The following is a 13,822-nucleotide window of genomic DNA, read 5'->3' as shown; positions in this document are numbered from 1 at the left end:
GTTGCCGGCCAGCGGCCGGCACTACCGATGGTTTACCCCAACCGCCACAGCAGCAGGCGGTTGTTGGCCGGCATCACCACATCCCCCAGGCGGGTGAATCCGTGGTCGGCGGCCAGCGCCTGCACCGCTTCGCTATCGCGGATGCCGCTGCGCGGGTCGCGCGCCTTCAGCCAGGCATCGAACTGCGCGTTGCTGTCGCTGCTGTAGCGGCCGCCGTAGTTGAACGGGCCGTACGCCGCCAGCAGCGCGCCGCGACGCAGCACCGATGGCAGCGCGGCGAACAACGCCTGCACGTGCGCCCAACTCATGATGTGCAACGTGTTGGCGCTGAACGCGGCGTCGAACGTGCTGCCCTGTGGCAGGCTGAGCCCAGGCGCCGGTGGCAGTTCCACCTGCAGCGCCACCGCCGGCAGCAGGTTCAGCAGCGCCGCTTCCGCGCGCCAGGCCTCGATGCCGGGCAGATGGTCCGGATGGTCGCTGGGCTGCCAGCGCAGCCAGGGCCAACGCTCGGCGAAGAAGGCCGCGTGCTGGCCGGTGCCGCTGCCGATTTCCAGCACCCGATGGCGGTCGCCCATCCACGGGTCGAGTGCGGCGGCGATCGGTTCGCGGTTGCGCTCGCAGGCTTCTGAATACGGCTTGCTCGACATCAGGAGGGTGTCCGGGCGGGGGCGGCCCCATTGTGCACGAGGGAGTGTTCCGAGCAGGGCTGCGCCCTGCACCTGCTTCAAGCCACAGCAACGGCAACAGCCAAAGCCAAAGCAACAGCAACAGCGGGCTTCCTGAGGGATGGCGGGGTGGATCCGGTGGCAGGGGACGCCGTAAATCCGTCCATGGAGGCTCGGTCGCGCCATCCATGGCGCTCACGCCCCTGCCACCGGACCCACCCCGCCTTCGACAGTTGGCCGCGATCTGTCGGAAACACTCTTGGGGTCAGATCCGTTTTCCGCAGGAAAACGGATCTGACCCCGAATTTCATTCGATATCTGACAGATGTGTCGACCAAGGTCGACACCTACCAGCAGCGCACGGAATCTGTCAGAGGCGGGGCGGTGTGGGTGGGCAGGACCGTTGGCGCCATGGATGGCGCCATCGAGCCCCCATGGGTGAGGGCGCTTTGCTTGCGAAGCACTGCTTCGCAAGCGCCCGAACGCACAGCCGCCAGCGGCTGGGCCGGACCCCGGAGGGGGGTTTACGGCGTGTCCTGCCCACCCACACCGCCCCGCCATCCCTCAGCAAGCCCGCTGTTGCTGTGCCTGTTGCTCCGGCTCTGAGCAGGTGCAGGGCTGCAAGCCCTGCCGTAACACCCCCAACCATGACTGCAGTCACTTGCCCGGATGCCTCGCGCTGGCGAAAGTCGAGTGGTTGACGTGATCGGCTCGGCCCGTTGCCGGCCGCACGCAAGCGAGAGAGAGAAACGCTGTGCAACGACGTGAGTTCCTGGCTTTTTCCGGTCTGGGCCTGGCGGGCCTGCTGCTGCCGCATTCCCGTGCCATCGCCGCCGAGCAACTGCTCGCCCCGGTCGACACCCTCCAGCGCAGGCGCCTGGCGGACGTGGCGCTGGCCACCGCACGCACGGCCAAGGCCAGCTACTGCGATGTGCGCATCGGCCGCTACCTCAACCAGTCGGTCATCACCCGCGAGCATCAGGTCGGCAACGTGACCAACCGCGAATCGTCCGGCGTGGGCGTGCGGGTGATCGTCAACGGGGCCTGGGGCTTCGCTGCCACCCACCAGCAGACCGAGGCCGCCGTACGCGCTGCGGTCGAGCAGGCGGCCGCGATCGCCCGCGCCAACGCCAGCATCCAGACCCGGCCGGTGCAGCTGGCGCCGACGCCGCCGGTCGGGGAGGTGCGCTGGCAGACCCCGGTCCGCAGGAACGCGATGGCGGTGCCGATCCAGGACAAGGTCGAACTGCTGCTGGCCCTCAATGCCGCCGCGCTGGATGCGGGCGCCGACTACATCAATTCCACCCTGTTCCTGGTCAACGAACAGAAGTACTTCGCCTCCAGCGATGGCTCGTTCATCGACCAGGACATCCATCGCATCTGGCTGCCGTTCACCGCCACCGCCATCGACAAGGCCAGCGGCAGGTTCCGCACCCGCGCCGGCCTGTCCTCGCCGATGGGCATGGGCTATGAGTTCCTCGATGGCGATGCGCGCGGCAAGGTGCACCTGCCCGGTGGCATCACCGCTTACCGCGATTCCTACGACCCGGTCGAGGACGCCATTGCGGCCGCCCGCCACGCGCGCGAGAAACTGAAGGCGCCGTCGGTGAAGCCCGGCAAGTACGACCTGGTGCTGGACCCGTCCAACCTGTTCCTGACCATCCACGAAAACGTCGGCCACCCGCTGGAGCTGGACCGCGTGCTCGGCTACGAAGCCAACTACGCCGGCACCAGCTTCGCCACGCTGGACAAGCGCGATGCGGGTTTCCGCTGGGGCAGCGACATCGTCACCTTCTTCGCCGACAAGACCCAGCCGGGCAGCCTCGGTGCGGTCGGCTACGACGACGAGGGCGTCAAGACCCAGCGCTGGGACCTGGTGCGCGACGGCATCCTGGTCGATTACCAGGCCACCCGCGATGAAGCCCATATCCTCGGCCGCGATGCATCGCATGGCTGCAGCTACGCCGATTCCTGGTCCAGCGTGCAGTTCCAGCGCATGGCCAATGTCTCGCTGGCGCCGGGCAAGCAGCCGCTCAGCGTCGAGGACATGATCAAGGACGTGGAGAACGGTATCTACATCCACGGCCGGGGGTCGTACTCGATCGACCAGCAGCGCTACAACGCGCAGTTCGGTGGCCAGCTGTACTACCAGATCAAGGACGGAAAGATCGCCGGCATGATCGAGGATGCGGCCTACCAGATCCGCACGCCGGAATTCTGGAATGCCTGCACGGCCATCTGCGATGAACGCGATTTCCGCCTGGGCGGTTCGTTCTTCGACGGCAAGGGCCAGCCCGGCCAGGTCTCGGCGGTCTCGCACGGTTCGTCCACCACCCGCTTCAACGGCATCAACATCATCAACACCGCGCGCAGTCTCGGCGCTTGAGCCACCCATCCTTCGACATGGAGAGCAGCCTTGCAAAGACGTGACTTCCTGGCCCTGACCGGGCTTACCGCGGGCGGGCTGATCGTGCCCTCCTTCTTCGGCAAGGTGATCGCCGCCGAGCAGCTGCAGTCCAGCCTCGACCCGGCATTGAAGAAGCGCCTGGCCGACGCGGCGCTGCAGGCGGCGCGCAGCGCCGGTGCCACCTACTGCGACGTGCGCATCGGCCGCTACCTGCGGCAGTTCGTGATCACCCGCGAGGACAAGGTGCAGAACGTGGTGAACACCGAGTCCACCGGCGTGGGCATCCGCGTGATCGTCAACGGCGCCTGGGGCTTCGCCGCCACCAACGCACTGGGTACCGCTGACGTGGCCAGGGCCGCGCAGCAGGCGGCGGCCATCGCCAAGGCCAATGCCGGCGTGCAGACCGCACCGGTGCAGCTGGCCAAGGCGCCGGGCGTGGGTGAAGTGAGCTGGCGCACGCCGATCCGCAAGAATGCGATGGAGGTGCCGATCAAGGACAAGGTCGGCCTGCTGCTGGACGTCAACGCTGCCGCAATGGGCGCTGGTGCCAGCTTCGTCAACTCGATGCTGTTCCTGGTCAACGAGCAGAAGTACTTTGCTTCCACCGATGGTTCCTATATCGACCAGGACGTGCACCGCATCTGGGCGCCGATGACGGTCACCGCCATCGACAAGAGCAGCGGCAAGTTCCGCACCCGTTCGGGCCTGTCCTCGCCGATGGGCCTGGGCTACGAGTACTTGGACGGCGCCGCCGCCGGCAAGGTGGTCAGCCCGAATGGCGTGGTCAACTACAGTTCTTCCTACGACATGAAGGAAGACGCCATCGCCGCCGCCCGGCAGGCGCAGGAAAAGCTGAAGGCCCCGTCGGTGAAGCCGGGCAAGTACGATCTGGTGCTCGATCCGTCGCATACCTGGCTGACCATCCACGAGTCGATCGGCCACCCGCTGGAACTGGACCGCGTGCTCGGCTACGAAGCCAACTACGCCGGCACCAGCTTCGCCACCCTGGACAAGCGCGAACAGCATTTCCAGTACGGCAGCGAGCTGGTCAACATCTTCGCCGACAAGACCCAGCCCGGCAGCCTCGGCGCGGTGGCATACGACGATGAAGGCGTGAAGTGCAAGCGCTGGGACCTGATCAGCAACGGCAAGCTGGTGGACTACCAGACCATCCGCGACCAGGCCCACATCCTCGGCAAGACCGAGTCCGACGGCTGCTGCTATGCCGACTCGTGGTCCAGCGTGCAGTTCCAGCGCATGGCCAACGTGTCGATGGCACCGGGCAAGACGCCGCTGAGCGTGCCGGACCTGATCAAGGATGTGGAGAACGGCATCTACATCATCGGTGATGGTTCGTTCTCGATCGACCAGCAGCGCTACAACGCGCAGTTCGGCGGCCAGCTGTTCTACGAGATCAAGAACGGCCAGATCACCCGCATGCTGGAAGACGTGGCCTACCAGATCCGCACGCCGGAGTTCTGGAACGCCTGCACCGCCGTGGCCGACGAACGCGACTACCGCCTGGGCGGTTCGTTCTTCGACGGCAAGGGCCAGCCGGGACAGGTCTCGGCGGTCTCGCACGGCTCGTCCACCGCGCGCTTCAACGGCATCAACGTCATCAACACCGCACGCAGCCTCGGCTGACCGGTCAGGAGCCCTTACACCATGAGTATCTTCACCGAAGCCCAGGCCAAGGCCATCCTCGACAAGGTCATCGCCCTGTCCAAGGCCGACGAGTGCACCGCCGTGCTGGCCGGCGCGATCAGCGGCAACATCCGTTTCGCGCTGAACAATGTCTCCACCAGTGGCATCGTCGACAACACCGAACTGGCGGTCACCGTCGCCTTCGGCAAGCGCGTCGGCACCGCCTCGATCAACGAGTTCGACGATGCCGCGCTGGAACGCGTGGTGCGCCGTGCCGAAGACCTGGCCCGCCTGGCCCCGGAGAACCCGGAGTTCATGCCGGCCATCGGCAAGCAGAGCTACCGCGCCAGCCCCACCTTCAGCGAATCCACTGCTGCCATCGATCCGGCGTTCCGTGCCAAGGTCGCCGCCGATTCGATCGCCCCGTGCCGTGGTCACGGCCTGATCGCCGCCGGCTTCCTCGAGGACGGCCAGGGCTTCCAGGCCACCGCCAACAGCAACGGCAACTTCGCCTACCAGCGCACCACCAACTTCGATTACACCTGCACCGTGCGCACTGAAGATGGCCGCGGCTCGGGCTGGGTCGGCCGCAACCTGAAGGATGCGGCCGACTTCAAGGCCGACCAGGACATCCGCATCGCCATGCGCAAGGCCACCGAGTCGGCCGAAGCCAAGGCGCTGGAACCGGGCAAGTACACGGTGATCCTGGAGCCGGCCGCAGCGGCAGGCCTGATCAGCTTCATGATGAACTTCTTCAGTGCGCGCTCGGCCGATGAAGGCCGCAGCTTCCTGTCGAAGAAGGGTGGTGGCAACAAGCTGGGCGAGCAGGTCTACGACCCGCGCGTGACCATGATCGCCGATCCGTGGCATCCGGACGCACCGGTGCTGCCGTGGGACAACGAAGGCCTGCCGCGCGAGCGCATGGCCATCATCGAGAACGGCAAGATCGCCAACCTGGACTACTCGCGCTTCTGGGCGCAGAAGCAGGGCAAGACTGCCAAGGCCTCGCCGGGCAACCTGCTGATGAGCGGTGGCGACAAAAGCACCGCCGAGCTGGTGCGTGGCACCCAGAAGGGCATCCTGGTCACGCGTACCTGGTACATCCGCATGGTCGATCCGCAGACGGTGCTGCTGACCGGCCTCACCCGCGACGGCACCTTCTACATCGAGAACGGCCAGATCAAGCACCCGGTGAAGAACTTCCGCTTCAACGAGTCGCCGGTGATCATGCTCAACAACATCGAAGAGCTGGGCAAGCCGGTGCGTGTGGCCGGTGATGAGTCCAGCTACGTGATGATGATCCCGCCGATGAAGCTGCGCGATTTCACCTTCACCTCGCTGTCCGACGCTGTCTGATGGATCGCCGGGCCTGCCTGCGCTGGTTGGCCGCTGCCGCTTCGGCGGCGGCGCTGCCGGCCTGGGCACAGGCAGGCCCGCGCAGTTCGCGCTACGACTTCTGGTTCACCCGCCTGCAGTACGACTCCGGTGACTGGGACGTGGACGCGCGCATGCCGTCCAACCTGATCACCTCGCTGATCGACTACACCTCGCTGCGCGTGGACCCGCAGGAGCACGTGGTGGCACTGGCCGACCCGCGCATGCTGGAAGCGCCGTTCTGCTACCTGGCCGGCCACACGCTGGTGGAGTTCAATGCCGCCGAGCGGCAGAACTTCGTGCGCTATGTGCGCAATGGCGGCTTCGTCTTCGTCGACGACTGCAACCACGATATCGATGGGCTGTTCGCCACCTCGTTCGAGGCACAGATGGGCCGCCTGTTTGGTCCCAGGGCACTGCAGAAGCTGCCCAACAGCCACCCGCTGTACCGCAGCTTCTTCCGTTTCCCCGATGGCCCGCCGGCCACCAGCTTCGAACTCAATGGCTGGGGCGACGACCTGGTGCACGACTACCTGAAGGGCATCGAGGTCGATGGCCGCCTGGGGCTGCTCTACAGCAACAAGGACTACGGCTGCGAGTGGGACTACGACTGGCGCAACAAGCGTTTCCTGGCCGAAGACAACACCCGCTTCGGCGTCAACATCGTGATGTACGCGTTGAACAATTGATAGGACCTGCACGCCCATGACTTCCCCCGACCTCGATTCCCTGTTGCCACGCCTGGATGCGCTGCGCGCCGCGCTTGCACGCGCCGTGGTGGGCCAGCACACCGTGGTCGAGCAGCTGCTGATCGGCCTGCTGGCCGGCGGCCACTGCCTGCTGGAAGGCGCGCCCGGGCTCGGCAAGACCCTGCTGGTGCGCTCGCTCGGGCAGGCGCTGGAACTGCAGTTCCGGCGCGTGCAGTTCACCCCCGACCTGATGCCCAGCGACATCCTCGGCACCGAGCTGCTGGAGGAAGACCACGGCACCGGCCATCGCCATTTCCGTTTCCAGCAGGGCCCGATCTTCACCCACCTGCTGTTGGCAGACGAACTCAACCGCACCCCGCCCAAGACCCAGGCCGCACTGCTGGAAGCGATGCAGGAACGCACGGTCAGCTACGCCGGCACCACCTACGCACTGCCGGCGCCGTTCTTCGTGCTGGCCACACAGAACCCGATCGAGCAGGCGGGCACTTACCCACTGCCGGAAGCGCAGCTGGACCGCTTCCTGCTGCACGTGCTGGTGGATTACCCCAGCGAGGACGAGGAGCGGCAGATCCTGGAACAGACCACCGGCGGCGCCACCGACGCGGTGCCGAAGGTGATGGATGCAGAGGCGGTGATCGCGCTGCAGGCCGCCGTACGCCAGGTGCATGTCAGCCCGGATGTGCTGGCCTGGATCACCCGCCTGGTGCGCGCCAGCCGCCCAGGCGAAGGCGCACCCGCCGCGATCAACCAGTGGGTGAAGTGGGGCGCGGGTCCGCGCGCCGGGCAGTCGCTGGTGCTGGCGGCAAAAGCGCGCGCATTGCTGCAGGGCCGCTTTGCCGCCACCCGCGAGGACGTGCAGGCGCTGGCCGCGCCGGTGATGCGCCATCGCCTGCTGCTGTCGTTCGCCGCCGAGGCCGAGCAGAAGCGTGCCGACGACGTGGTCGCCGCCCTGCTGCAGGCTGTGCCGTTCCCGGGTTGAGCCACGCGTGAACGCCGGTACCCCGCTGACCTTGCCACCGGAACTGCGTGCGCGCCTGCGCACGCTCCGCGTGCGGCCACGCCTGGCCAGTGGCGCCAGTGGCATCGGCCAGCACGCCAGCCGCAGCCGCGGTGCCGGCCTCGAATTCGCCCAGTACCGTGCCTACGAACCAGGCGATGAGCTGCGCCAGATCGACTGGAAGCTGTATGCACGCTCGGACCGCTTCTTCGTGCGCGAATCCGAACGCGAAAGCCCGATCACGGTCTGGCTGCTGCTTGATGCCACCGCCTCGGCCGGCCAGGCCGATCGCGCGGCACCGCAGCGCACCCGCCTGGACCACATGCGCGGTGTGGCCGCCTGCGTGGTGGAACTGGCCCTGCAGCAGGGCGACCGTTTCGGCCTGCTGGCGATCAATGGCGATGGACTGCAGTTGGTGCCCGCAGCGAACGGCGCACGCCAGCGTGATCGCGTGCACCTGCAACTGCATGCGCTGCAGGCGCGTGGCGGCTGGCCTGTGGCCGATCGCCTGCGCCCGCTGTGGGAGCGCGTGCGCCCGGGCGACCTGCTGCTGGCGATCGGCGACGGTTTTGACGAGGCCGGCATTGTGCTGCTGGAACAACTGGCCAGCGCACGCCGCGAAGTGGCACTGCTGCAGATCCTCACCGCCGACGAGCGTGACTTTCCCTTCGACGCAGGCCATCGCTTCCGCGATCCGGAGACCGGCGAGGAACTGCTGGGCGATGGCGCGGCGATCCGCACCGACTACCTGCAACGCTTCGCTGACGCACGCAACGCATTGCAGTCGCGCCTGCAGGCCAGCGGCATCGCCAGTGCCACTGGCTGGCTCGACCAGCCGCTGGACCAACCACTGCAGGCACTGTTTGGCCGCAGGGGCGGCGCATGACCCTGCTGTTCCCGTTGGGCCTGGCCGCGCTCGCTGCAGGGTTGCTGCCGCTGCTGATCCACCTCGCCCGCCGCCATCCGTACACACCGCTGGATTTCGCCGCGCTGCGCTGGCTGCGTGCACAGATCCGGCCGCGCCAGCGCATCCGCTTCGATGACTGGCCGTTGCTGCTGGTGCGCCTGCTGTTGCTTGCCGCGTTGGCCTTGCTGCTGGCACGACCTGCATTGACCGGGCCTGCGCCAGCCCCCACTGCGTGGACGGTCGTAGCCCCAGGGCTGGACGCGACCGCACTACGCGGCACCGCCGAAGCGGGCAACTGGCATTGGCTGGCGCCCGGCTTCCCGGCCATTGATCAAGTGCCACCCGCGTCCACGGCTTCCCTGCCCAGCCTGCTGCGTGAACTGGACGCACAGCTGCCTGCGGGCACCGCATTGACCGTGCACGTTCCCGATCCCCTGCCCGGCCTGGACGGCACACGCCTGCAGCTGTCGCGCGAGGTGCAGTGGCGTCCGCAGCCGATACCGGTGAGTGAGCAACCGAGTGCCGCAACGTTGCCGCGCCTGCGCGTGCACAGCGATGCTTCGGCCGCCGTCCAGCACTGGTTGAATGCACTGCAGCGCGCGTGGGGCAGGCAGGCGCCGCTCGCGCCTCTGGTGGCGGATGCGCTGCCCGAACGCGGCGAGATCGGCGTGTGGAGCCGCACTGGCGCACTGCCGGCAAACTGGCAGGCGTGGCTGCAGGACGGCGGACGTGTAGTGACTGCCGGCAAGCCTGCCGCCGAGGCCAGCATCCTGCTGCGCAGCACCGAGGGCACCCCGCTGCTGTGGCAGCAACGCATCGGCCACGGTGTCCTGCTGTCTCTGCACGGCGACTGGGATGCCTCAGGCAACGCTGCGCTGCGCGATCCGCAGTTGCCACGTGCGCTGCTGCTGGCTCTGCAGCCGCCTCCGCTGCCACGCCTCGGCGATGCCCAGGACCAGGCCCCCCGCCAGGCAGCACTGCCTGCGGCAACGCCGCCGCTGCGCAAGCTCACCCCGTGGTTGCTGCTGGCCATCGTGCTGCTGTTCGCGCTGGAACGCTGGATGGCCAGCAGTCGCCGACGCAGGGGGCCCGCATGAACACCCTGCAGCTCGCCTGGCAGCACGCGCGCCGCCGCCGTGCGCTCGTCACTCTGCTGGCGGGCCTGCCGTGGGCGCTGGCCGCAACGGTGCTGGCGCTGCGCCTGGCGGGCTTCGATATCGCCTGCGTGGTCGGCACCATTGGCCTGCTTGCCTGCGCAGCGCTCGCCACGGCACGCTCCCGCCAGCTGGACCCGCAGTGGTTGCAGCGCCAGCTCGATGGCAGCGGCGCCAGTGAGGACAGTGCCGACCTGCTGTTTGCCGATGCGCTTACCCTCAATCCGCTGCAGCAGCGCCAGCGCGCGCATGTGCTGGCCACGCTGGAACGCGCGATGCCGGAACTGCGTCCGCGCTGGCCGCGTGGAGCATTGGCGCTGTGCTGGATCGCAGGCCTGGCCATCGTTGCGCTGGCATTCGGCTGGCCACGTTCCAGCCCCGGCTCCGCGCCGGCCCGTGCGTCGGCGCCTGGCAGCACGGCTGCCGCGGGCCCACTGCACCTGCAGTCCACCCGCATGCGCATCGACGCGCCGGCCTATACCGGCCAGGCCACGCTCACCCAGAACGCACTGGATGCCAAGGTCGCCGCCGACAGCCGGCTGTCGTGGTCGTTGCGCTTTGATCGCGCACCGGACAAGGCATGGCTGCAGTTCCACGATGGTCGCCGGTTGCCGCTGAACGAACACGATGGCCAGTGGCAGGCACAGGATGTGGCGCGCACGCCGGTGCTGTACCGCGTGGTGAGCGAGCCGGCGTTGGCCGGAACCGACCTGCATCGTCTGGACGTGGTCGCCGACCGCGCGCCCGGCGTACGCGTGCTGGAGCCGGCCGCCAGCCTGGTGCTGGGCACGCCCGGGCAACGCCAGTGGTCGTTGCGCTTCGAGGCCACCGACGACTACGGCGTAGCCGCGCAGGCAACGCTGTCGGTCACCGTCACCCAGGGCAGCGGTGAGAACATCACCTTCGTGAAACGCAGCGTCACGCTTGCCGGCAGCGGCGAAGCCACCGCGCGGCGTTTCGCCCACACGCTGGATCTGGCTGCGCTGGGCGCGCAACCGGGCAACGATGTCATCGCCCAGCTGGAAGTGCGCGACAACCACGCGCCAACACCGCAGACCGGGCGCAGCAGCAGCGTGATCCTGCGCCTGCCCAGCGCCGAGGTTGCACTCGGTGCCGAACTGGAAGGCCGCATCAAGAAGACCCTGCCGGCCTATTTCCGCAGCCAGCGGCAGATCATCATCGATGCCGAAGCGCTGATCCGGCAGCGACGCAGCCTCGCCGCCGAGGACTTCGTGAAACGCAGCGATGCGATCGGTGTCGACCAGCGCATCCTGCGCCTGCGCTATGGCCAGTTCCTGGGCGAAGAAAGCGAAGGTGCACCGAAGCCACCGCCGACCAGCGACCTGCCCACCAGCGATGCGCCGACCGCAGACAGCCACGACGACGAACACGATCACGACCATGGCGCCGAGGCCGGTGCGCACGACGCGCATGGCCACGACCACGGCGACAAGGCGTCCAATGCCGATGCGCCACCGGTGTTCGGCAGCGCCACCGATGTGCTGTCGGAGTACGGCCACACCCACGACCATGCCGAGGCCGCGACCCTGCTCGACCCACAGACCCGCGCCACGCTGAAGGCCGCGCTGGACCAGATGTGGTCGGCCGAAGGCGAGCTGCGCCAGGGCCGTCCGGAGCAGGCACTGCCGTTCGCCTACAAGGCACTGGGGTTCATCAAGCAGGTGCAGCAGGCCGAACGCATCTATCTGGCGCGGGTGGGGCCGGAGCTGCCGCCGATCGATGAAGGCCGTCGGCTGGGCGGCGATCGCGCTGGGCTGGCCAGCCGTGAACTGCCGCTGGCCGCACGCACGCCGCCCGACCCGGCCATCGTCGAAGCGTGGCAGCGCCTCGGCGATGACACCAGCGTGCCCGACCTCGACGCACTCGCCAGCTGGCAGCAGCGCAATGCCGCCTACCTGCCCGACGCACTCGATCTGGCTGCCGCCATCGAGCAGCTGCGCATCGAACCCGGTTGCCGCGACTGCCGCCAGCGCCTGCGCGCGCAGCTGTGGCGGGCGCTGCAGCGTCCATTGCCGCAGGCGATGCGGCGCAGTGCCGCCGATGCGATGGGGCAGCGGTACCTTGATGCGCTCGAGGCACAGCCATGAACGCCTCCGCTGTGAACCTGTGGATTGCGCTGGCACTCGCCCTGATCGTGGTCATCGCCAGCGTGCGCCAGCTGCGTGGCAATGCCGCGCGTCGTGGCCGCCAGTGGATCGTGATTGCGCTGCAGCTGATCGCTGCCACGCTGCTGTACTTCTGCCTGGTCCCGCCCACCGGCCAGCAACCCGCGGTCGGCCTGGTCGTGCTGGGAATCGATGCCGACAAGGCCGGCGCGCTGCCGGCCAGCGCAGGCCCGCGGCTGCTGTTGCCGGAGGCTGCCGATGTGCCCGGGGGCCAGCGCGTGCCGGACCTGGCCACGGCGCTGCGCCAGCATCCGGCTTCCACGCTGACGCTGGTCGGTGCCGGCCTGGTCGCGCGTGACCGCGACGCGGTACTGCCACGCGACGTGCGCTGGCAGCCGGTAGCTCCGATGCGCGGGTGGATCGCGCTGCAGCCACCCGCCGACGCCGCGCCCGGCGCACGCTTCGACGTGCATGCACAGGCGCGCGGCGTCGCCAAGGCCAAGGCGGAACTGCTTGATCCCGCCGACAGCGTGGTCGATCGCGTGGACGTTGCCGAGGACGGTCACGTGCAGCTCAGCGGCATCGCCCGCGCCGAGGGCCGCAGCGTGTTCCAGCTGCGCCTGCTCGATGCCGGCGGTCATGTGGTGGACAGCACGCCGGTACCGCAGCAGACCCTGCCGGCGGCACCGCTGCGCATGCTGGTGCGTGCCAGTGCGCCGGGCCCGGAGCTGAAGTACCTGCGCCGCTGGGCCGCCGATACCGGCATCCGCGTGCAGGTACAGGCCGATACCGGGGCAGGTGTCAGCGTGGGGGATGGCGCGGTCGCGCTGGATGCAGCGTCACTCGCGCGCAGCGATCTGTTGCTGCTGGACGAGCGCAGCCTGGCCGCATTGAGTGCCGGCCAGCTGGCTGCCGTGCGGCAGGCGTTGCGCGACGGCCTTGGCGTTCTGTTGCGCAGTGCAGGCGCACCTGCAGCCGGCGCGCGCCAGCGCCTGCAGGATCTGGGCCTGCCGGTGCAGGGCGATGGCGGCAGCCACGCCCTCGAACTTCCCGGCGATGGCGACAGCGCGGTCCTCGCCGCACGACGCGGCCCGCTCGCCGCCGGAACGCTGCCAACCGGCTACGGCGAGGACGCTGACCGCAGCTCGCACAATGCGCCCCTGCCCGCGCTGGAAGCACTCGCACTGCAGGCGCCAGGCAGCAACGCCCTGCTGCGGGATGGGACGGGCAAGGCCGTCGGCGGCTGGCGCGCGGTCGGCAAGGGTCGCATCGGCCTGCTGCCGATCACCGACAGCTGGCGCTGGGTGCTGGCCGGGCGCGATGATCGCCACGGTGAACTCTGGAGCAGCGTAGTCGCCACGCTGGCGCGCGCGCAGGACAGCAGTGATGCGCTGTGGTCGCCGCAGACGCTCGGCTGGGCGGGCGAACGGCAGGCGCTGTGCGGCGTGCAGGCGCCACTGCAGGTCTTCAACGCACGCGGAGACAGCGTGCCCCTGATCGTTGACGGCGCAACATCGACCCTGCGCTGCGCCGGCTGGTGGCCGCGCGAGGCGGGTTGGCAGCGCCTGCAGCACGGCGACACGACGGTCTGGCGCTATGTGTTCGACCCGAAGGATGCACCTGCACTGCATCGGCAGGCGATGATCGATGCGACCACGCAGGCGTTGGCCTCCAGCACGTCGGCGAACGCGTCGGTGATGCAGCCCGTGCCGGGCTCGCGCTGGCCCTGGTGGCTGGCGTTCACGGTGTGCGCTTCGCTGCTGTGGTGGCTGGAGCGGCGGCGCTGACCCGGGGTCGGATCCCTTTCGCCCACGACAGGGCTCTGACCCCCTCCGTCA

10 protein-coding genes are annotated in these 13,822 nt (G+C 68.6%); 9 read left to right on the top strand and 1 reads right to left on the bottom strand.

What is annotated here, in order from left to right; genetic code table 11:
* Positions 1 to 32: 32 nt before the first annotated feature.
* Positions 33 to 647 (bottom strand): DUF938 domain-containing protein, encoded by a 615-nt coding sequence (locus VG566_RS13640; RefSeq protein ID WP_241884646.1) that lies wholly within the window; start codon positions 645 to 647, stop codon positions 33 to 35.
* Between the two features lie 772 nt (positions 648 to 1,419).
* Here VG566_RS13640 and VG566_RS13635 point away from each other — a divergent pair.
* Genes VG566_RS13635 through VG566_RS13595 form a run of 9 tightly spaced genes read left to right on the top strand, consistent with a single transcriptional unit; the run spans position 1,420 to position 13,771 of the window.
* A complete protein-coding gene (locus tag VG566_RS13635) occupies positions 1,420 to 3,051 on the top strand; it encodes a TldD/PmbA family protein (RefSeq protein ID WP_049419130.1) in 1,632 nt (543 codons plus the stop codon).
* 30 nt (positions 3,052 to 3,081) lie between these two features.
* Positions 3,082 to 4,716, top strand: coding sequence for a TldD/PmbA family protein (locus tag VG566_RS13630; protein WP_014645477.1), 1,635 nt, complete (start codon positions 3,082 to 3,084; stop codon positions 4,714 to 4,716).
* Between the two features lie 21 nt (positions 4,717 to 4,737).
* Positions 4,738 to 6,072: a TldD/PmbA family protein gene (locus VG566_RS13625; protein ID WP_014645476.1), complete on the top strand. Its 1,335-nt coding sequence runs from the start codon at positions 4,738 to 4,740 to the stop codon at positions 6,070 to 6,072.
* Complete coding sequence (locus VG566_RS13620) at positions 6,072 to 6,779, top strand: DUF4159 domain-containing protein (protein ID WP_005411842.1); 708 nt, start codon at positions 6,072 to 6,074, stop codon at positions 6,777 to 6,779. The genes VG566_RS13625 and VG566_RS13620 overlap by 1 nt, the downstream gene beginning before the upstream one ends.
* A gap of 16 nt (positions 6,780 to 6,795) precedes the next feature.
* Positions 6,796 to 7,779: an AAA family ATPase gene (locus VG566_RS13615; protein ID WP_014645475.1), complete on the top strand. Its 984-nt coding sequence runs from the start codon at positions 6,796 to 6,798 to the stop codon at positions 7,777 to 7,779.
* A gap of 7 nt (positions 7,780 to 7,786) precedes the next feature.
* Entirely contained in the window at positions 7,787 to 8,683 is an 897-nt protein-coding gene (locus VG566_RS13610) for a DUF58 domain-containing protein (protein WP_032957604.1), read from the top strand.
* Positions 8,680 to 9,801: a BatA domain-containing protein gene (locus VG566_RS13605; RefSeq protein ID WP_241884647.1), complete on the top strand. Its 1,122-nt coding sequence runs from the start codon at positions 8,680 to 8,682 to the stop codon at positions 9,799 to 9,801. Before VG566_RS13610 ends, VG566_RS13605 begins: the two co-directional genes overlap by 4 nt.
* Positions 9,798 to 11,966, top strand: a complete 2,169-nt coding sequence (locus tag VG566_RS13600) for a DUF4175 domain-containing protein (RefSeq protein WP_241884648.1) — start codon at positions 9,798 to 9,800, stop codon at positions 11,964 to 11,966. The genes VG566_RS13605 and VG566_RS13600 overlap by 4 nt, the downstream gene beginning before the upstream one ends.
* Entirely contained in the window at positions 11,963 to 13,771 is a 1,809-nt protein-coding gene (locus VG566_RS13595) for a hypothetical protein (RefSeq protein WP_197561638.1), read from the top strand. The genes VG566_RS13600 and VG566_RS13595 overlap by 4 nt, the downstream gene beginning before the upstream one ends.
* The last annotated feature ends 51 nt before the right edge of the window (positions 13,772 to 13,822 follow it).

Source organism: Stenotrophomonas sp. CASM114, from assembly GCF_049384325.1.
GTDB lineage: Bacteria > Pseudomonadota > Gammaproteobacteria > Xanthomonadales > Xanthomonadaceae > Stenotrophomonas > Stenotrophomonas muris.
Note: the sequence above shows the minus strand (reverse complement) of the source record. Positions and strands in the feature narration are given on the sequence as shown.